This is a genomic window from Microbacterium sp. NIBRBAC000506063 (genome assembly GCF_017968845.1).
Taxonomy (GTDB): domain Bacteria; phylum Actinomycetota; class Actinomycetes; order Actinomycetales; family Microbacteriaceae; genus Microbacterium.
Map to the genome: position 1 here is coordinate 976,042 of NZ_CP072876.1, position 18,273 is coordinate 994,314.

At 70.1% G+C, this 18,273-nt stretch carries 21 protein-coding genes and 5 pseudogenes; 5 read left to right on the plus strand and 21 right to left on the minus strand.

The window, feature by feature from the left end:
- Window positions 1–29: 29 nt before the first annotated feature.
- Window positions 30–1,214: pseudogene (xylA, locus tag KAE78_RS05505) on the minus strand (xylose isomerase).
- 168 nt (window positions 1,215–1,382) lie between these two features.
- On the opposite strand from xylA, the gene KAE78_RS05510 reads away from it, so the two are divergent.
- Window positions 1,383–1,613 (plus strand): LacI family DNA-binding transcriptional regulator, encoded by a 231-nt coding sequence (locus KAE78_RS05510; RefSeq protein WP_223172089.1) that lies wholly within the window; start codon window positions 1,383–1,385, stop codon window positions 1,611–1,613.
- A 130-nt stretch (window positions 1,614–1,743) separates the two neighbouring features.
- Entirely contained in the window at window positions 1,744–2,340 is a 597-nt protein-coding gene (locus KAE78_RS05515; protein WP_223172090.1) for a substrate-binding domain-containing protein, read from the plus strand.
- 6 nt (window positions 2,341–2,346) lie between these two features.
- On the opposite strand, the gene KAE78_RS05520 is transcribed toward KAE78_RS05515, so the two are convergent.
- From KAE78_RS05520 to KAE78_RS19475, 10 genes and pseudogenes are all read right to left on the minus strand, one after another.
- Entirely contained in the window at window positions 2,347–2,703 is a 357-nt protein-coding gene (locus KAE78_RS05520; RefSeq protein ID WP_223172091.1) for a fibronectin type III-like domain-contianing protein, read from the minus strand.
- Entirely contained in the window at window positions 2,700–3,347 is a 648-nt protein-coding gene (locus KAE78_RS05525; protein ID WP_223172092.1) for a glycoside hydrolase family 3 protein, read from the minus strand. Before KAE78_RS05525 ends, KAE78_RS05520 begins: the two co-directional genes overlap by 4 nt.
- An 87-nt stretch (window positions 3,348–3,434) precedes the next feature.
- Window positions 3,435–3,986, minus strand: coding sequence for a glycoside hydrolase family 3 N-terminal domain-containing protein (locus KAE78_RS19465; RefSeq protein ID WP_411155991.1), 552 nt, complete (start codon window positions 3,984–3,986; stop codon window positions 3,435–3,437).
- On the minus strand, window positions 3,929–4,306 hold the full coding sequence (locus KAE78_RS19470; RefSeq protein ID WP_411155992.1) for a glycoside hydrolase family 3 N-terminal domain-containing protein: 378 nt from the start codon (window positions 4,304–4,306) through the stop codon (window positions 3,929–3,931). Before KAE78_RS19470 ends, KAE78_RS19465 begins: the two co-directional genes overlap by 58 nt.
- The gene (locus KAE78_RS05535) at window positions 4,297–4,671 is read right to left on the minus strand and encodes a hypothetical protein (protein ID WP_223172093.1); all 375 of its coding nucleotides are present in this window, start codon (window positions 4,669–4,671) and stop codon (window positions 4,297–4,299) included. Before KAE78_RS05535 ends, KAE78_RS19470 begins: the two co-directional genes overlap by 10 nt.
- Before the next feature lie 4 nt (window positions 4,672–4,675).
- The gene (locus KAE78_RS05540) at window positions 4,676–5,542 is read right to left on the minus strand and encodes a carbohydrate ABC transporter permease (RefSeq protein WP_223172094.1); all 867 of its coding nucleotides are present in this window, start codon (window positions 5,540–5,542) and stop codon (window positions 4,676–4,678) included.
- Window positions 5,542–5,961 (minus strand): carbohydrate ABC transporter permease, encoded by a 420-nt coding sequence (locus KAE78_RS05545; protein WP_223172413.1) that lies wholly within the window; start codon window positions 5,959–5,961, stop codon window positions 5,542–5,544. Before KAE78_RS05545 ends, KAE78_RS05540 begins: the two co-directional genes overlap by 1 nt.
- Window positions 5,961–6,503, minus strand: coding sequence for a carbohydrate ABC transporter permease (locus KAE78_RS05550; RefSeq protein WP_223172095.1), 543 nt, complete (start codon window positions 6,501–6,503; stop codon window positions 5,961–5,963). The genes KAE78_RS05545 and KAE78_RS05550 overlap by 1 nt, the downstream gene beginning before the upstream one ends.
- A gap of 80 nt (window positions 6,504–6,583) precedes the next feature.
- Window positions 6,584–7,249: an extracellular solute-binding protein gene (locus tag KAE78_RS17375; protein ID WP_411155993.1), complete on the minus strand. Its 666-nt coding sequence runs from the start codon at window positions 7,247–7,249 to the stop codon at window positions 6,584–6,586.
- Window positions 7,250–7,269: 20 nt separating this feature from the next.
- A pseudogene (locus KAE78_RS19475) lies at window positions 7,270–7,881 on the minus strand (ABC transporter substrate-binding protein); the annotation flags it as partial.
- A 516-nt stretch (window positions 7,882–8,397) separates the two neighbouring features.
- Here KAE78_RS19475 and KAE78_RS05560 point away from each other — a divergent pair.
- Window positions 8,398–9,185, plus strand: a pseudogene (locus KAE78_RS05560) (ROK family protein).
- A 22-nt stretch (window positions 9,186–9,207) separates the two neighbouring features.
- Here KAE78_RS05560 and KAE78_RS05565 read toward each other — a convergent pair.
- From KAE78_RS05565 to paaA, 6 genes and pseudogenes are all read right to left on the minus strand, one after another.
- Entirely contained in the window at window positions 9,208–9,978 is a 771-nt protein-coding gene (locus tag KAE78_RS05565; RefSeq protein WP_223172096.1) for an enoyl-CoA hydratase/isomerase family protein, read from the minus strand.
- Window positions 9,979–9,990: 12 nt separating this feature from the next.
- A pseudogene (gene paaE, locus KAE78_RS05570) lies at window positions 9,991–11,189 on the minus strand (1,2-phenylacetyl-CoA epoxidase subunit PaaE).
- A pseudogene (paaD, locus tag KAE78_RS05575) lies at window positions 11,189–11,685 on the minus strand (1,2-phenylacetyl-CoA epoxidase subunit PaaD). The pseudogenes paaE and paaD overlap by 1 nt, the downstream one beginning before the upstream one ends.
- On the minus strand, window positions 11,679–12,566 hold the full coding sequence (gene paaC, locus KAE78_RS05580; RefSeq protein ID WP_223172097.1) for a 1,2-phenylacetyl-CoA epoxidase subunit PaaC: 888 nt from the start codon (window positions 12,564–12,566) through the stop codon (window positions 11,679–11,681). The pseudogene paaD and the gene paaC overlap by 7 nt, the downstream one beginning before the upstream one ends.
- Window positions 12,499–12,870 (minus strand): 1,2-phenylacetyl-CoA epoxidase subunit PaaB, encoded by a 372-nt coding sequence (gene paaB / locus KAE78_RS05585; RefSeq protein ID WP_411155994.1) that lies wholly within the window; start codon window positions 12,868–12,870, stop codon window positions 12,499–12,501. The genes paaC and paaB overlap by 68 nt, the downstream gene beginning before the upstream one ends.
- A gap of 157 nt (window positions 12,871–13,027) precedes the next feature.
- A complete protein-coding gene (gene paaA, locus KAE78_RS05590) occupies window positions 13,028–13,999 on the minus strand; it encodes a 1,2-phenylacetyl-CoA epoxidase subunit PaaA (protein WP_223172098.1) in 972 nt (323 codons plus the stop codon).
- 191 nt (window positions 14,000–14,190) lie between these two features.
- On the opposite strand from paaA, the gene KAE78_RS05595 reads away from it, so the two are divergent.
- Entirely contained in the window at window positions 14,191–14,763 is a 573-nt protein-coding gene (locus KAE78_RS05595) for a GNAT family N-acetyltransferase (protein WP_223172099.1), read from the plus strand.
- Window positions 14,764–14,772: 9 nt separating this feature from the next.
- Window positions 14,773–15,495, plus strand: a complete 723-nt coding sequence (locus tag KAE78_RS05600; protein ID WP_223172100.1) for a tyrosine-protein phosphatase — start codon at window positions 14,773–14,775, stop codon at window positions 15,493–15,495.
- A 69-nt stretch (window positions 15,496–15,564) separates the two neighbouring features.
- Here the strand turns inward: KAE78_RS05600 and KAE78_RS05605 are convergent, their stop codons facing one another.
- The 4 genes from KAE78_RS05605 to KAE78_RS19480 form a co-directional block, all read right to left on the minus strand.
- The gene (locus tag KAE78_RS05605; RefSeq protein WP_223172101.1) at window positions 15,565–15,810 is read right to left on the minus strand and encodes a DUF86 domain-containing protein; all 246 of its coding nucleotides are present in this window, start codon (window positions 15,808–15,810) and stop codon (window positions 15,565–15,567) included.
- Window positions 15,811–15,896: 86 nt separating this feature from the next.
- Window positions 15,897–16,391 (minus strand): helix-turn-helix domain-containing protein, encoded by a 495-nt coding sequence (locus KAE78_RS05610; protein WP_223172102.1) that lies wholly within the window; start codon window positions 16,389–16,391, stop codon window positions 15,897–15,899.
- A 44-nt stretch (window positions 16,392–16,435) separates the two neighbouring features.
- Complete coding sequence (gene paaI / locus KAE78_RS05615) at window positions 16,436–16,837, minus strand: hydroxyphenylacetyl-CoA thioesterase PaaI (protein WP_223172103.1); 402 nt, start codon at window positions 16,835–16,837, stop codon at window positions 16,436–16,438.
- A 9-nt stretch (window positions 16,838–16,846) separates the two neighbouring features.
- On the minus strand, window positions 16,847–18,142 hold the full coding sequence (locus KAE78_RS19480) for an aldehyde dehydrogenase family protein (RefSeq protein WP_411155995.1): 1,296 nt from the start codon (window positions 18,140–18,142) through the stop codon (window positions 16,847–16,849).
- Window positions 18,143–18,273 lie beyond the last annotated feature (131 nt).

The window sequence follows — 18,273 nt, forward strand, 5'->3', positions numbered from 1 at the left end:
GAAGTAGTCTCGCGCGGTTGTGGGGCGGGTCAGCGTGCCCCGAGCAGATGCTCAGTGGCCAGCTGCTGCAGACGCACGAAGCCGAAGCCCTGGCCGCCGAAGGAGGCTCCGGCATCGAAGTCCTCGTAGGCGGCGCGGTCGGCGAGGAGGTCGTCGTAGCTCTCCCCTCGCCCAGCGTCGGCACCGACAGTTCCGCGACGCGGGCGGCGGCGAGCGCCTCCTGCACCTCGGGGTCGGCGCGGAAGGCGGCCGCTCGCTCCTTGAGGAGGAGGTAGGTGCGCATGTTGGCCGCAGCCGATTCCCACACGCCGTTCTCGTCCTCGGTGCGCGAGGGCTTGTAGTCGAAGTGGCGGGGGCCGTCGTAGGCCGGCACGCCGCCGGGGCCGCCGTTCTCGAGCAGGTCGACGAGAGAGAAGGCGTTGTGCAGGTCGCCGTGCCCGAAGACGAGATCCTGGTCGTACTTGATCCCGCGCTGGCCGTTGAGGTCGATGTGGAAGAGCTTGCCGTGGTACAGCGCCTGGGCGATGCCGGCGGTGAAGTTCAGCCCGGCCATCTGCTCGTGGCCGACCTCGGGGTTCACCCCGACGAGCTCGGGGCGCTCGAGCGACTCGATGAAGGCGATCGCGTGGCCGAGGGTGGGCAGCAGAATGTCGCCGCGCGGCTCGTTGGGCTTCGGCTCGATGGCGAAGCGGATGCCGTAGCCCTTGTCGGTGACGTAGTCGCCGAGGAGGTTCACGGCCTCGCGGTAGCGCTCGAGTGCGGCGCGCACGTCTTTCGCGGTGTCGTACTCGGCGCCCTCGCGGCCGCCCACATCACGAAGGTCTCCGCCCCCAGCTCGGCGGCGAGGTCGAGGTTGCGCAGCACCTTGCGCAGGGCGTAGCGCCGCACGCCGCGGTCGTTGGAGGTGAATCCGCCGTCCTTGAAGACGGGGCGCTGAAGAGGTTCGTGGTGACCATGGGCACCCGCAGCCCGGTGGCCGCGAGGGCGCCGGTGAGGCGGTCGATCTGCGTCTGTCGCTCGGCATCCGTCGATCCGAACGCGAACAGGTCGTCGTCGTGGAAGGTGAGGCCGTAGGCGCCGAGCTCGGTGAGCTTCTCGACGGCGTGGACGACGTCGAGCGCGGGCCGGGTGGGTCCGCCGAAGGGGTCGTTGCCGTTATAGCCGATGGTCCACAGACCGAAGGAGAACTTGTCGGCGGGAGTGGGAGTGGGCATGACGCTCCTTTGCGGCGATGTCCCGGAAGGGGATTATAATTGTTGTCAAAAACAACCTATACCACGCGCACCCTCACGTCCACCTCGATTCGATACTTTCGGAGCTTAGGATCGAAACATGGCAGAGACCTCCCGCGTCACGCTCGCCGACATCGCCGCCGAAGGGGCGTGTCGCTCGCGACCATGTCGAAGGTGCTCAACGGTCGCTCGGATGTCTCCCCCACCACCCGGGCACGCCTGGAGGCGCTGCTGAACGAGCACGGCTACAAGCGCCGTAACGCCGCCCGCGCAGCGAGTTCATCGAACTCGTCTTCCACGAGCTGGAGAGCAGCTGGTCGATGGAGGTCATCGAGGGCGTCGAAGAGGTCGCCCACGCCGCCGGTCTCTCCGTCGTCCTGACCGTCAGCGGCGACCGGCATGCGCCCGAGCCGCAGTGGATCGACCAGGCGCTGCGGCGTCGCCCCGCCGGCGTCGTGCTGGTCTTCTCCGAGGTCACGGGCCCGCAGCGTGAGAAGCTCGCCTCCCGGGGGTGCCCTTCGTCATCGTCGACCCCGCCGGCGACCCGCAGCCCGATGTCCCCTCGGTCGGCTCGGCCAACTGGTCGGGCGGACTCGTGGCGACCCGCCATCTCATCGAGCTCGGTCACCGGTGGATCGCGGCGATCTCCGGCCCCGACGACATGATGTGCTCGCTGGCCCGCATCGACGGCTACCGCTCCGCGATGAGCGCCGCCGGGCTCCCGGTCGACCCCGGCTGGATCCGCTACGGGGACTTCCATCCCACCGGCGGCGAGGCGCATGCGCGCGCGCTGCTCGCCCTGCCCGAGCCGCCCACCGCGATCTTCGCGGGCAGCGACCTGCAGGCGCTCGGAGTCATCGCCGCCGCGACCGCCCGCGGCCTGCGCGTCCCCGAAGACCTCTCGGTCGTCGGCTACGACGACATCGCGCTCGCGCGCTGGATGAGCCCGCAGCTGACCACGGTGCACCAGCCCCTGCGACGCATGGGCGAGGAGGCGACCCGGCTCGTGCTGCGCATGGCCGAGGGGAAGACCCCCGACACGCTGCGCATGGACCTGGCCACCCACCTCGTCGTCCGCGGCAGCACGGCGCCGCCCGCGGGGGAGTGAGTCCGCTCAGCGCTGCACGCGCACCTGCGCGTGCAGCGCCCTGGTGTGGTCGACCACCCGCGTCTCGCCCTCGAGCCGCGCGCTGCACGACGACACGAGATCGCCGCTGGAGCGCCCGACCGACAGCACGATCTCACCCGGCTCCACGATGCGACGGCCGTCCCTCCCCGTGAACGAGGCCAGGTCCGTCGGCATCTCGAAGGAGACCGTCGCCCCCTCGCCGGCGTCGAGCTCGACCCGGGCCCAGGCGATGAGCCGCTGCACGGGCAGCACGACCGACGCGACCGGGTCGTGCAGATACAGCTGCACGACCTCCACGCCGGAGCGGTCGCCCGCGTTCTCGATCCGCACAGAGAGCGTCACCGCGCCGTCCGTGCCGATCCGCGTCGCCGAGACGGTCGTCGCGGACCAGGCGAACGGCGCGTAGCCGAGCCCGTGGCCGAAGGGGTACTGCGCCGTCGGATCGATGTTCGACACCTCCGTCCGCCGCGCCAGCGGGGAGCGAGGTACGTCGAGGGATGCGTCACGGGGCTGCGCGGGATGCTCACCGGCATCCGACCGCTCGGGTTCACGCGCCCGCTGAGCACGCCCGCGATCGCGCCCGTGCCCTCCTCGCCGGCGAAGAACGACTGCACGATCGCCGCCGCCCGCTCCGGGGCCCGGCCCAGCGCGTAGGGGCGCCCGGCCAGCAGGGTCACGATCGTGGGGACGCCGGAGTCGAGCACGGCGTCCAGGAGCGCACCCTGCGCACCGGGCAGGGAGAGGTCGCCCGCATCGCAGCCCTCGCCGCTCGTGCCCCGCCCGAAGAGTCCGGCCCGATCGCCGAGGGCGAGCACGACGACGTCGGCGGCGGATGCGGCGGCCACCGCCTCGGCGATCCCCTCGGTCTCGCCGCCGTCGATCGTCGTCCCGGCGGCGAAGGTGATCTCGGCATCCGGGAACTCCGCGGCGAGCGCCTCGTGCAGCGTCGGAAGCGTGATCCCGAGCGGGACCTCCGGATGCCGCACCCCACGTGCGCGGGAAGGAGTAGCAGCCGAGCACGGCCAGGGGGTCGTCGGCGGTCGGACCGACGACGGCGATGCGGCGCGGCGCCGTCAGCGGCAGGACGCCGTCGTTGCGCAGGAGCACGATCGCCTCCTCGGCGAGGCGCCGGGCGATGTCGCGGCCTTCCGCGGAGTCCAGGTCGACGGTGCCGCGGAGCGCCTCCGGGTTCGTGATGTCGCGCCCTTCCAGAGCGGGCGGCACCGGCGACCACTCCGGGTCGAGCAGTCCCAGCTCCGCCTTCTGCCGCAGCACCCGTTCCAGCGCCCGGTCCACGAGGGCCTCGTCGACCCGCCCTCCTCGACCGCTGCCACGAAGGCGGGCCCGAAGGTCTTGACGGTGGGCAGCTCGACGTCGATGCCCGCGGCGAGCGCGGCGGCCGCGGCATCCGTCCAGTCCTCGGCGACGCCGTGCAGGGTCTTGAGGAAGGCGATGGAGAAGTAGTCCGCCACGACCGTGCCTTCGAAGCCCCAGCGTTCGCGCAGGAGTCCGGTGAGCAGCTGCGCGTCGGCGGCCGTGGGCACGCCGTCGATGTCGGAGTAGGAGTTCATGACCGAGCGCACGCCGCTCTCGCGGATCGCCATCTCGAAGGGCGGGAGGAGCACGTCGGCGAGCTCGCGCGGCCCGACCGAGACGGGGCGAGGTTGCGGCCGGCCTTGGACGCCGAATATCCGACGAAGTGCTTGAGGGTCGCGACGATGCCGGCGGATTCCAGTCCCTGGATGTAGGCGGTCGCGACCCTGCCGACCAGGTACGGATCCTCCCCGATGGTTTCCTCGACGCGGCCCCAGCGGGCGTCGCGGACGACGTCGAGCACCGGTGCCAGACCTTGATGCACACCCACGGAGCGCATGTCGGCTCCGATGCGGGCGGCCATCTCGCGCACGAGATCCGGATCGAAGGAGGCGCCCCAGCTCAGCGGCACGGGATAGGCTGTCGCCCCCAGGTCGCGAAGCCGGCGAGGCACTCCTCGTGGGCGAGCGCGGGGATGCCGAAGCGGTTCGCCGCGACGATCCGCTGCTGGGCGCGCTGGAGCGAGAGGGCGCCGAGCGCGGGGTCGACCGGCGCCGTGCCGAAGGGGCGGGTCAGTTGACCGAGTCCCTGCGGGAGCAGCTCGTCCAGATCGACGTGGTCGTCCATGTCGTGCTGGTGCGGGGCGACGTCCTCGCCGTCGGCCGAGGCGCCGACCCAGACCCCGAAGAGCTGGGCGACCTTCTCGGCCACGGTCATCTCGGCGATGAGTGCGGCGACGCGAGGGGCATCGGTGGAGACAGCGGTCACGTCGGTCATCCCTTCACCGCCCGGAGAGTCCGCCGACGATCCGTTTCTCGGCGAAGAGGAAGAACGCCAGTGCGGGGAGCATCGACAGCGAGGTGTAGGCCAGGACCGCGCCGGTGTCGGCGGAGTACTGCGTGGAGAACTGCTGCACGCCCAGCGGCAGGGTCCACAGCTCCTGCGGCATCCCTCCCGAAGCCATGATGAGCAGCGGCAGCAGGTAGCCGTTCCACGAGCCGATGAAGGCGAGCACGCCCACGGTGACCAGGCCCGGCATCGACAGCGGCAGCATGATCCGCCAGAAGACGCCCACGCGCGAGGCGCCGTCGATGGCCGCGGCCTCCTCGAGCTCGTTGGGGATCGCCCGCAGGAACGGCACGAGGATGATGATCGTCACCGGCAGCGCGAACGCCACCTGGGGGATGATCAGGCCGATGAAGGTGCCGTGCAGGCCGAGGTCGCGCAGCAGGATGCTGAGGGGCAGCGCCGCGACCGTGACGGGGAACATCAGCCCCGCGGCGAACAGCACGTACAGCCCCTGACGGCCCCGGAAGGTGTACCGGGCGATGACGTAGGCGGCCATGACACCCAGCACGACGGCGCCGAGCGTGGTGCCGAAGCCGACGAGCGAGGAGGAGAACACCGAGCCCCAGAACCGGGGCGAGGAGAGCACCGTGACGTAGTTCTGGAAGTACCAGGGATCGGGCATCCCCGCCGGGTCGGCGTTGATGTCGGCGGTGGTGCGGAATCCGCTCAGCCAGATGAAGGCGACGGGGCCGACCGAGATCACGACGGCGACGATCGCGACGAAGTACACCAGGGGCTGCGCCAGCCACGAGCCGAGGGTCCGGTTCGTGCGCGGGGCAACGGTCGAGACTGCGGACATCAGCGCACTCCGCTCGTGATGGCGCCGGCGAGATCGCGGCGCATGGCGATGCGCTGATAGAGCAGGGCGACGATCAGCGAGATGACGAAGAGGATGACGGCGATCGCGCTGCCGTAGCCCGGGGCGCCCTGACCGTTCTGCAGCATGTAGACGGCCATCGTGTTCGTGGCGCCGACGGGGCCGCCGCGCGTGGTGACCCACACCATGTCGAACAGCTGCAGCGAGCCGATGATCGACAGGAACGCCCAGATGCGGATGGTCGGACCGAGGAGCGGAAGCGTGATGCTCCACTGCGTGCGCCACCAGCCCGCGCCGTCGATGGCGGCGGCCTCGTGCAGCTCCTCGGGAACGCCCTGGAGCCCCGCGAGCATGAGCAGGATGGCGAAGCCGATGTACTTCCAGGTGAGGATGGCGAACATCACCCACAGGGCGATGTCGGGATTGGCGAGCCACGGCTGGGCGAGATGACCGAGCCCGACCGCCTCCAGCAGCGCGTTGACACCGCCGCGGGGGAGAGCAGCAGCTTCCAGGACAGACCGGCGATGACCTCGGCGAGGACATACGGCACGAAGATGGCGGCGCGGATGAAAGCGCGGCCGCGCAGCTTGCGGTTCAGGAGCAGGGCGATGGCGATCGCGAGCGGGCCCTGCACGAGCAGCGAGGCGATGAGGATCGTGAAGTTGTTGCCTATCGCGGTGAGGAAGAGCGGATCGCTCAGCGCGCGCACGTAGTTGTCGAAGCCGATGAAGCGCTCGAGCGGCGTGAGGCCGTTCCAGTTGTAGAGGCTGTAGACCGCCGCGAGCGCGACGGGAAGGATCACGAAGGTGAGGAAGACGACGAGGGCGGGACCGACGAAGATCCCGATCTCGAGCCACTTGCGGGCCTGGGCTCCGCGGCCTCGGGCCGGTATCGCCGGCGGCGCGACGGAGAGCTCTGCGGCGGCCTGTTGTTGGATGGTCATGCTCATTCCAGTGCTGGCGGAGGCAGGGCCTGCGGATGAGCCGCAGGCCCTGCCCGGGTATGTGCCCCGACGGGCGCAGCCTACTGCGCTGCGGCCGTGTCCTCGAGGGTCCGGACGACGTCCTGCGGTGCGCCGGAGCCACCGAAGATCGTGACGATCGCGTTGTTCAGCGGTCCGCCGAACGCCGGTCCGAGATCGCTGTCCAGCCAGAGCTGCACGTAGTCGGCGGTCGCGAGGGCATCCGCACTGGCGCGCAGGTTCTCGTCCTCGATGGCGGATGCGGCGGCCGCGTGGGTCGGCACACCCGCGCCGCTGGCGGCGAAGCGCTTCTGCACGTCCTCGTTCAGCAGGTAGGCGACGAAGTCAAGGGCGATGTCGGGTGCATCCTTGTACACGCCCCAGCCGTCGCCGCCGCCCATCACGACGGCGTCGCTGCCGGTGGCGGGGAAGGGATACCAGCCGAGCCACTCCGGCACGGTCTCGTCCGGCGTGAGCGATCCGATGACGCCCGCGTTCCACGGGCCCATGAACTCGGCCGCGGCGTTGCCGTTGGCGACGAGGCCCGCGGAGCTGTCGGCGCCGGTCTGAGCGGGGTGGCGAGGAAGCCGGAGTTGAAGGGGTCGCTGGCGACGAAGGCCTCGAGCTGCTCGCCCGCGGTGACCCAGCACGGGTCGCTGAAGTCGAGCTCGGGGATCGCGGTCTGCAGCACCGCCTGTCCGCAGGCGCCGATCGCGAACTGATACCACCAGTGGCCCGCCGGCCAGCCGTCACCGGCGCCCACGGAGAACGGCGTGAACCCGGCCGCCTGGAGCTTCGCGACGGCATCCTCCAGCTCGGCGAGCGTCGTCGGCGGAGCGGTGATGCCCGCCTCGGCGTACTGCTCGGTGTTGTACCAGATCCCGGTGGCGCCGAAGGTGTACGGGAGCCCGTACTGCACCCCGTCGAGCTGCCAGGGATTGACCGAGGCGCCGAGGGCGTCGATCGTGTCGGTGAGGCTGGACAGATCGCGCAGATGCCCGGCCTCGGCCTGCGAGCGGACCTCGCCGCCGGGCCACACCATGAAGACGTCGGGTGCGTTGCCCGAGACCAGCGCGTTCGGGATGAGCGTGCGCTGGAGGTCTTCGTTCTGGTACCCGGTGACCTCGATCGTCAGGCCCTCGTGCATGGCCTCGAACTCGGCGGCCACGTCCTCCCACAGACCCTGGAGCGGATCCGAGGTCGCGTTGTGCCACCAGGTGAGCGTGATCTGCTCGGCGTCTCCGCCCGGCTCCTGGGGCGTGTCGCCGTTGTCGGCCGAGCATCCGGCGAGCATTCCGGCGGCCAGGCCCACGGCAGCGATTCCCGCCGCCGTTCGCGTCATGCTGCGTGTGTTCATCATTGAACCTTTCGAAAGTTTCGACTGCAATGTCGAAAGTGTTTGGGGTACCCCCACGATAGGCTTCCGGACATTCGTGGTCAAGAGCAACAAATACCCGGAGGGTCACGATCCGATCTCGGAGGGATCTCGTAAGGTGGACGGGTGGCAGACAGGAACAGTGTCGTCGAAGGCGTCCGCGCACGGAACCTCTCCCGCGTGCTGCGCATCGTGCACCGGGACGGTCCCGTCTCCCGCGCCGCGCTCACCGAGGCGACGAAGCTCAACCGCTCCACGATCGGCGATCTCGTGAGCGACCTGGTGGACGCCGGACTCGTCATCGAGCGGGCCCCCGGGCCGAGCAACCGCGTGGGCAGACCCTCCCCCGTCGTCGCCGCCGACCCCCGCATCGTCGCGATCGCGGTGAACCCGGAGGTCGACGCCCTCACGATCGCCGCCGTCGGGCTCGATCGCAGCATCCCCGTGCGGGCGCGCATCGAACGCGATGAGCTCCTCACTCCCGCGCAGACCGCCGCACTCGTGGCCGAGCAGCTCGCGCATTGGCGGGAGGATCCGCTCGCCGACGCACGAATCGTCGCGGCGGGCGTCGCCGTGCCCGGCCTCGTCGCCGCCGACGGCCTCGTGCGCAACGCCCCCCATCTGCTGTGGCGCGACGTCGCCCTCGCCGGGCTGCTCGAAGACGCCCTGGGCGTTCCCGCCGTGATCGGCAACGACGCCACGATGGGCGCCTCGGCCGAGCATCTCTTCGGGGCGGCGCGCGGCGCCGACGACGTCATCTACCTCAACGGCGGCGCGAGCGGCATCGGCGGGGGCTCGTCGTGCACGGTGCGCTCGTCACCGGCGCCGGCGGGTACGCGGGCGAGTTCGGCCAGAACCGGCCGGGCATCGCGGCATCCGACGATCGTCATGTGGCCGGCGGCGTCCTCGAGGACGAGGTCAGCCGCACCCGGCTGCTCGCCGCCCTCGACCTCGCGCACGCCGACGAACCGACCCTCGCCGCCGCGCTCGGCGCCTCCACGTCGAGCGAGGTCGCCGCCGAGGTCGCCCGGCAGCGCCGCATCCTCTCGACGGCCCTCGCCAACGCCGTCAACGTGCTCAACCCCGCCGTCATCGTCCTCGGCGGCTTCCTCGCGACGCTCGCCGAGCAGGATCTCGAAGGGCTCACCGAGGCCGTGCGCGGCCAGACCATGTTCGCGAACGCGGAAGGTCTCGTCATCCGTCCAGCCGCCCTGGCCGAGGACCGGCTGTTGATCGGCGCCGCGGAGGCCGCCTTCCAGTCGCTGCTGAGCGACCCGATCCCCGCCTGAGCCGTCCCGATCTGCGGACGCCTCAGTGTCCGCGGAACCGGGGCGCGCGCTTCTCCTGGAACGCGGCGAAGCCCTCCCGGTAGTCGTCGCTGTCGCACAGCGCCGCCTGCGCCGCGTTCTCGGCGGACATCGACCGCCACAGGCCCAGACGCTCGTCGCGCAGCTGCGCCACGAGCCTCTTGCTGGCGAGGAAGGCGGATGTCGGCCCGGATGCCGCACGGGCCGCCGCCGCACGAACGGCGTCGTGCACGGCATCCGCTGCCAGGACCTGGGAGAAGAGTCCCGAGCGCACGGCCTCCTCGCCGCTCATGAGGCGGCCGGTGTAGATGAGGTCGAGGGTCTTGTGCGCGCCGAGCCGCTCGAAGAACAGGGCGTGCCCGCCGGAGTCGAGCGTCGCGCCGAGGGCGGCGAAGGGGGAGCCGATCTTGGCGGTGTCGGCCACGTAGACGACATCGGTCGCGATGAGCAGACCCAGCCCGACGCCGAGGCAGGCGCCGTGCGCGGCGGCGAAGGTCGGTGCGGGGAACGCCGACATCCGCTGGAGGAGCGGGGCCACCCTGCCGTCCAGGTAGCCCGAGACGTCATCGGTGCGGGGGTCGACCCCGGAGATGTCGCGGCCCGCGCAGAACGCGCGCCCTTCACCCGAGAGCACGAGCGCCCGTACGCCGGCCCGCTCGGCCTCCGTGTAGGCCGCGCCCAGTTCGTCGAGCGCCTCCTCGTCCAGCGCGTTGAGCCTGTCGGGGGCGTTCAGGGTGACGTGCGCGACGTCGTCCTCGATGCGCAGTTCGATCATGAGCGGGTCCTCTCATACGTCGTAGTCCACGACGACACGGTCACTGGTCGGATGCGACTGGCAGGTCAGGACGAAACCGCGCTCGAGCTCATCGGGTTCGAGCGCGTAGTTCTCGGTCATGTTCACCGAGCCCTCCACGATCCGCGCACGGCAGGTGCCGCACACCCGCCCGCACAGGCGAAGGGTGTGTCCGGCCGCACGCGCAGCGCGGCGCTCAGGATCGACTCGTTCGCGGCGACCGGGCTCGACACCGTCGCCGACTGGCCATCGAGGGTGAAGGCGATCTCGACGACCGGCTCGTCCTCACGCACCACGACCGGGCGGCGCGGTTCGTCCCGGTCGGCATCCGTCGTGAAGAGCTCGTAGCGCACGTGTGCGCTGTCGACGCCGGCATCGGCCAGCACGTCGCGGCACAGCTGCACGAGCTCCATCGGCCCGCACAGGAACCACTCGTCGATCGTCGCGGGCACGATGAGGCGCTCGAAGATGCCGCGCAGTTTCTCCTCGTCGAGCCGCCCCGACAGCAGCGGCACAGCCCGCTGCTCCCGGGTCAGCACGTGGAAGAGGGCGAAGCGCGTGGGGTAGCGGTCCTTGAGATCGGCGAGCTCGTCGAGGAACATGACGTCGCGGGTCGAGCGGTTCGTGTAGAGCAGCGTGAAGCGCGCGGTCTCGGAACGGCCGAGCACGGCCGTGGCGAGCGCCATGAGCGGGGTGATCCCCGAGCCCGCGGCGACGGCGGCGACGTGCGCGCCGTCGAGGTCGGCCAGACGACTGGTGAAGGTTCCCTGCGGGCTCATCACGTCGATCCGGGACCCCGGACGCAGATCCTCGTGCGCCCAGGTGGAGAAGAGCCCGCCGCGATCCCGCTTGATCGCCACGCTGATCGAGCCGGCTCCTGTACGTCGACCGGGCTCGGCAACCGATGTCGACGGGACCGGCATCCGGCACAGTGAATAGGAGCGTCGCACCTCGCGGCCGTCGATCTCGCGGCGGAGGGCGACGTGCTGTCCGGGCAGGTAATCGAACTCGCCCGCGAGCTCCTCCGGCACCGCGAAGGTGACCTCGATCGCGTCGTCGGTGAGGGGGCGCACCTCCGCGACCTCGAGCGTGTGGAAGCGCGTGCGCCGGCGGGGCGCGGTGGGACCGCCGACCGCGCTGCGGAGGAAGGCGTCGGCGACCTTCTCCTCCTCGGTCTGCTCGAGGGCGCCCATCAGTGCACCTTGAAGTGGTCGAAGGGCTCGAGGCAGGCACGGCACTCGTAGAGCGCCTTGCACGAGGTCGAGCCGAAGCGGGAGACCTCGCGGGTTTCGAGCGAACCGCAGCGCGGGCACCTCACGGCGAGAGCGACGGGGATCGGTCCCTTGACCGCGGCGCGCCCGGTGGGCGGGGCGATGCCGTACTCCTCGAGCTTGCGCTTGCCCGCCTCGCTCATCCAGTCGGTCGTCCAGGCGGGGAGAGCACGAGATCGACATCCACATCCTGAAAGCCGGATGCCGTGAGTGCCATGATCACATCGTCACGGATCGCGTCCATGGCCGGGCATCCGGAGTAGGTGGGCGTGATCGTCACGGTGACCCGCTCGCCGTCGACCCGCACGTCGCGCAGCACGCCGAGATCCTCGATCGTGAGGACGGGGACCTCGGGGTCGAGGACGGATGCCGCAACGGCCCAGGCGCGCTCGGCGGCCGACGTCTGCAGGATCACCATGTCGCCCCCGGATGCTGCCGGGCGAGCACCTGCATCTCGGCGAGGATGAACCCGAGCCCGGAGAAGTGCCGGCCGTGCCGACCGCCGCCGGCCGAGGCCGCGACATCCGGGACATCCACATTCTCCTCGCGGAATACTGCGTGGATGACCGCGTCGAAGTCCTCCCGCAGCGTCGACGGGCGCACGGCGATGCCCTCGAGGCGATCGATGAGGGGGTCGTCCCGGAACAGCTCCTCGACGAAGGGCCAAATGTCGGTGAGGGCGCGCAGCATGCGCCGCCGGGACTCCTCGGTGCCGCCGGCGAGCCGCAGGGTCCACTGGACCGCGTGATCCCGGTGGTACTCGACCTCCTTGACGGCCTTCGCGGCGATCGCGGCGAGCGTCTCGTCATCGGATGCCGTAAGCCGCATATACAGCTCGAACATGTAGGTCGACGCGACGAGCTGCCGCGCGATGGTCTTGGCGAAGTCGCCGTTCTCCTGCGCGAACAGCCAGGCGCAGCGGAACTCCGGCTCGTCGCGGAAGTAGGCGAGGTCGTCCTCACTGCGACCGTCGAAGGTGCCGGCGTAGTGCAGGAGCGAGCGGGCGTGCCCGAGCAGGTCGAGGGCGATGTTGCCGAGGGCGACGTCCTCCTCGAGCTCGGGCGCACCGGCAATCCAGCGGCTCAGCTGCTGGGAGAGGATGAGGGCATCGTCGCCGAGTCGGAGGGCGTATTCGGCGACGTCGGCGGATGCCGTGCGACCGCCCTCGCCGGCGAGCTCCGCCGAGAGCTCGACCTCGTCGACGGTGACGTCGCCGTGCGGCGTCTCGACGTCACCCCCGGTCGCCCCGCGAGCCGAAGGCGAGACGAAACGTGGCGTCGATGCGGCAGTGTTCGTCACAGGTGCGGCACCCCTCCGACGCGGTGTAGTACTTCGGGTGCCGGTAGTTCTTGCCCGCGGGGCTCTCGAAGAAGGCTCCCTTCGCGTCGGGGTCGCTCGTCGAGATCGCCTCGGCCGGCACGACCCAGATCGAGGAGCCCTCGCCGCGCCGCGTGTACAGATCGCGGGCGTTGCGGAGCGCGAGCTCGGCATCCGGTGCGTGCAGGGATCCGACGTGCACGTGACTCAGGCCACGATTCGCCCGCACGAACACTTCCCAGAGGGGCCAGGTCTCGCGCTCGTCGCTGCCGGGAGTGGCCATCATGCCGCCCCCCTTCCGTCGTTCCGGTGCACTCCTGCGCGGCGGTCGCACTTGTTGCGGCTTGCAGTCTGCGCCACCCGCAACTTGTGAGACACCCGGATTCGGCGGTCGCACAAACGGCGACCTGCGGCGCGCGCGACCCGCGACTTCTGAGACACGCTCATGCGGCCACCTCGTCAGCTGCGGCGCGGGCCGCCTGCTTGCGGGCGTACTCGGCGGCCGCCTCGCGCACCCAGGCGCCGTCCTCATGGGCGTCGCGCCGGTTCTGGATGCGCACCGCGTTCATCGGTCCGCGGCCCGACAGCACTTCTTTGAACTCGTCCCAGTCGATCTCGCTCGTGTGCCAGCGACCGGCCTCCTCGTCCCACCGGAGTTCCGGATCGGGGAGGGTCACGCCCAGGATCTCGGCCTGCGGCACGAGCATCCCGATGAAGCGCTGACGCAGCTCGTCATTCGAGAAGCGCTTGATCTTCCAGGCCATCGACTGCGCGGAGTTGGGCGACGCGTCATCGGGCGGCCCGAACATCATGAGCGAGGGCCAGTACCAGCGGTTCACGGCATCCTGCGCCATCTCGCGCTGCGCCTCGGTGCCCTGCATGAGGGTGAGCAGGATCTCGAAGCCCTGCCGCTGGTGGAAGGACTCCTCCTTGCAGATGCGCACCATCGCGCGCCCATAGGGACCGTAGGAGGCGCGGCACAGCGGCACTTGGTTGCAGATCGCCGCGCCGTCGACGAGCCAGCCGATCGCGCCCATGTCGGCCCAGGTCGGGGTCGGGTAGTTGAAGATCGAGGAGTACTTCGCCCGACCGTCGATGAGCTGCTGCGTCATCTCGTCGCGGGTGATGCCGAGCGTCTGCGCGGCGGAGTACAAGTACAGGCCGTGGCCCGCCTCATCCTGCACCTTGGCCATGAGGATCGCCTTGCGCTTGAGGCTCGGGGCGCGCGTGATCCAGTTGCCCTCGGGCTGCATGCCGATGATCTCCGAGTGCGCGTGCTGCGAGATCTGACGGATCAGCGTCTTGCGGTAGGCCTCCGGCATCCAGTCGCGCGGCTCGATGCGCTGCTCGGCGGCGATGAGCTCGTCGAAGAGCGCCTGCTCATCGATCTCCGCGGCATCCGACGGCGTCTCCATGATCTGCCCCTTTACAGAACGAACGGTCAGTAAATTGTAACCCCGGGTTCGGATGCCGGCAAGCGCCGTGTGGCTCACCGCACTGACTCGCAGATCTGCACGATCTCGGACGGATTTCGGGGATTGCCTGCGAAACGGTGCAGATCTGCGAAGTTCTGCCGGGAGTCGGCGCCTCGGTATAGCCTCGGCGCATGGGCATCGAGGTGCTGCCGGCGACCGGGCGATGGGACGACTTCGCCGAGATCCTCGTGCCCAAGAAGCCGGGCGCCGGCGGATGCGTGTGCATGTCGTACCGGGATGCACGACTGGACATGCCCGGGCGCATCGCGCACATGCAGGACGAGTGCTCGCGCGAGCCGGGGCCGGGAGTCCTCCTCTACGAGGACGACGAGGTCGCCGGGTGGGTGTCCGTCGCCCCGCGGTCGACCTACCGGCGGCTCATGAACTCGCGGACGATCCCGCACGTCGACGAACGCGACCCCTGGTCGATCGTGTGCTTCGTCGTCCGCGCCGGCCACCGCAAGCGCGGGCTCATGCACGAGCTGCTCGACGGCGCCGTCGAGCACGCCCGCTCTCACGGCGCCGAGGTCGTGGAGGGATACCCCGCCGACACTCGTGGCGAGCGGATCGACGTCATCAGCGGCTACGTCGGCACGGTCGAGCTCTTCGAGAAGCACGGCTTCGAGCGCGTGCTGCTGACCAAGGCCCACGCGGGGCACCGCGAGAGATGGCTCATGCGCCGCGAGCTCGGGGCAGGTGCGTAAGCTACCCGGATGCAACGCGAACTGGCCTGGCACGGTGCCCGCAACGCCCGCGATCTCGGCGGGCTTCCCACCTCGCTGTCACCCACCGGCGCCACGATCCCCGGACGCCTCGCCCGCAGCGCTCGGCGTGAGTCGATGACCGCGCAGGGGTGGTCGGATGCCGCGGACTGGGGCCTTCGGTCCATCATCGATCTGCGCACGGCCGCCGAGGTCGGTCCCCGAGAAGGCGATGCGGATGCTGCGCAGCCGTCCGGGATCACTGTGACCCTCGCGCCCACCGAAGACCACGAGAACACCGAGTTCCGCGAGGTGTGCTTCCCGATCCTCGACTCGCCCGCGTACTGGGAGCACAACGTGCGCATCCTTCCGGGACTGGTGCGGGCCACCCTCCAGTCGATCGCCGACGCCGAACCCGGCATCCTCTTCCACTGCGCCGCCGGGCGTGATCGCACCGGCATGATCTCCACGCTGCTGCTGGCCAACGCGGGGGTGCTCGCAGAGGTGATCGTGGAGGACTACGCCCTCGCCGTGCGCACGATGGCCGGCTCCGCGGCGCACGGCGGCCCCACCCAGGATCGTCAGGCCGGATGGACATCCGCCGAGACGACGGCGTTCCTGGCGGATGCCGAGCCCTTCGCGCTCGCGTTCGCGGCGTCTGCGGCATCCGTTCTCGACCGGCTCGAACTCTCCGAGGGCACCCGTGTGCGGCTGCGGGAGTTACTCACAGCCTGAGCCGGCGCTCATTCCCTCGTGGTCGCCGAGGCGGCCACCGACACGGGCGGCTGAGCGATACCGACGCGATTACCGGCCGGCGCCATGCTCTCGGAGAATGCGGCTGACCGCCGCCGCGAGCAGCGGGATATCGTGCTGCGCGGTCGCCGACACGATGGCGTGAGTGGTGTCGAAGTAGCGGCGGGCGAGGTGGTCCCGCATCCCTGCAATCTCCGCCCAGGGGATGTCTGGTTCCTGAGCGAAGGTCGCTTCATCGAGATCCTTCACCGCTTCACCGATCTCGATGAGACGAGCCCTGATGGCATCGAAGGCCATCTCACCATCGACATCGATACGCCCGATGTACACAGTGATGACGTCGCACGCGTTCAGGATGTCGAGAAGCCGTGCCCGAACGCTTCTCACAGCAGCACGGCCTCTCTTTCGACCTCTTCGACGACCTCAGGCTTGAGTCCCGCCAGGGGAACGAGGTCGACCGGGCGGCCAAGCACGTTCTCTGCCTCGCGCCTCATGTGCATCAGGGAGAACATCCCCACCGACGCATCGGTGTCGACGAGCAGGTCGATGTCGCTGCTGTCCGTGTCGTCTTCTCTGGCGACGCTTCCGAAGAGCCTGATGCTTCGTGCGCCCAGCGGATCGAGTGCGGCGTGCAGCTCCCCAGCTTTCGAGAGCACCCGCGAACGCATGCTCCGCGCCGCTGGAGGCGAATCGGAGACCTCGATGGCCAAGCCCATGGCCGAAATCAAGCGATCCATCGCCGCGAACGACGGCTCCCGGCGCCCTTGCTCGTATTCGCTGATGACGCTCTGCGTCGTTCTTGCGATACGCGCCAGTGCAGCCTGGGTCAGCCCGCTTTCTTTGCGGGAACGGCGGAGCAGTTCAGCGGCACGACCCATGAGAGAAGTGTATCGCGTAACAGCGATACTCAGGAACAGCGATATCAACGAGGCAGGCGCCGCGCCGTCGTCACCGACCGCCCGCGGAACTCGGCGACGACCTCGCCAGTCTCGTCGGTGACGGTCACATCACAGAGACCGGTGCGGCCGGATCTCGCCCGCTGCACGGCGGATGCCGTGAGACGCCGGCCCGCATGCACCTGCTTCAGGAAGGTGATGTCGGCGCCGGCGGCGACCGTGACGAACTCGCCCTCGTTGCAGGCGATCGCGAAGGCGGTGTCGGCGAGGGCGAACACCAGGCCGCCGTGGGCGATGTCGAAGCCGTTGAGCATGTCCTCTCGGATCGTCATGCTCACCTCGGAGCGACCGGGTTCGTCGAGCTCGACGACCATGCCGAGCGCCGTCGAGGCGCGGTCGCGCTGCATCATGGGGCGGGGTTCGATCATGTCGGCTCCTTACTGCGTTTCGTCTCGCTCGCGCTGCGCGCGGGCTCGCTCAACGACCGGGATCAGCGCCAGCGGCCTCTTTCGAGACGAGCGTGAGCACGTCGTAGCTCGCGACGAGCTCGTCGCTCTGGTTGCGGATCTCGGCGTCCCAGCGCACCTCGCCGTACTCGTCGGTCTCGCGCGGGTGATCTGCTTCGCGGTGAGCGTCACGCGGATCTCGTCGCCGGGGGAGACGGGCGTGACGAACCGGAGGTTCTCCAGCCCGTAGTTGGCGAGCACCGGGCCCGGGTCCGGGTCGACGAAGAGTCCGGCCGCCCACGACACGAGCAGGTAGCCGTGCGCGACGCGCCCCGGGAAGAAGGGGTTCGCCGCGGCGGCCTCCTCGTCCATGTGCGCGTAGAAGGTGTCTCCGGTGAAGTGCGCGAAGGTCTCGATGTCGTCCAGCGTCACCGTGCGCGAGGCGGATGCGAGCTGGTCGCCGATCCGGAGCTCGGCCAGCGACTTGCGGAAGGGATGGCGACCCACCCCGGTCCCTGAGCCTGTCGAAGGGTGCGAAGTGGCCCCCGTGTGCCAGACGCCCGTGAGCGCCGTGAGCATCTCGGGGCTGCCCTGCACCGCCGTGCGCTGCATGTAGTGCAGGACGGATCGGATGCCGCCGAGCTCCTCTCCGCCGCCGGCCCGGCCGGGTCCGCCGTGGACGAGATGGGGGACGGGCGCACCGTGCCCGGTGGAGGTGCGGAGGTTCTCGCGGCTGAGGAAGAGCACGCGCCCGTTGTAGGCGCCGATGCGCTCCATCAGCTGCATAGCGACCGCGGGATCGCTCGTGGCCACGCTCGTGACGAGGGAGCCGCCGCCGCGGGCGACGAGGTCCGCCGCCTCGGCGAGATCGCCATACGGCAGCACGCTCGTGACCGGACCGAAGGCCTCGATGTCGTGGACCTCGGGAGTCGTCGCGTCGTCGAAGCCGAGCACGATGGGGGAAACGAAAGCGCCCTCGGATGCCGTCCCCTTCGTGCCGTCGGCGCGCACGATCTCCGGGTCGCTCAGATCTCCGAGGAGCAGGGCACCGCCCGCGGCCTGCAGCGCCTCCACCTGTCGCACGACCTCGTCGCGCTGCGCGACCGAGACGAGCGGACCCATGGTGACGCCCTCGGCGTGCGGATCTCCGATGACGACGCGCTCGGCGATCTTCTCGCCCAGCGCCTGCACGACGGCGTCCACCGTGCCGGCAGGCACGATCGCGCGGCGGATGGCGGTGCACTTCTGGCCCGCCTTCGTGGTCAGTTCCACGAGCAGCTGCTTCACGTAGCCGTCGAACTCGGGGTGCCGGGTGCGGCATCCGGGCCTAGGATCGACGCGTTGATCGAGTCGGTCTCGCTGAGGAAGCGCACGCCATCGGGGACTGAGCACGGAGTTTCCCAGCCGTGGAGGCGCTG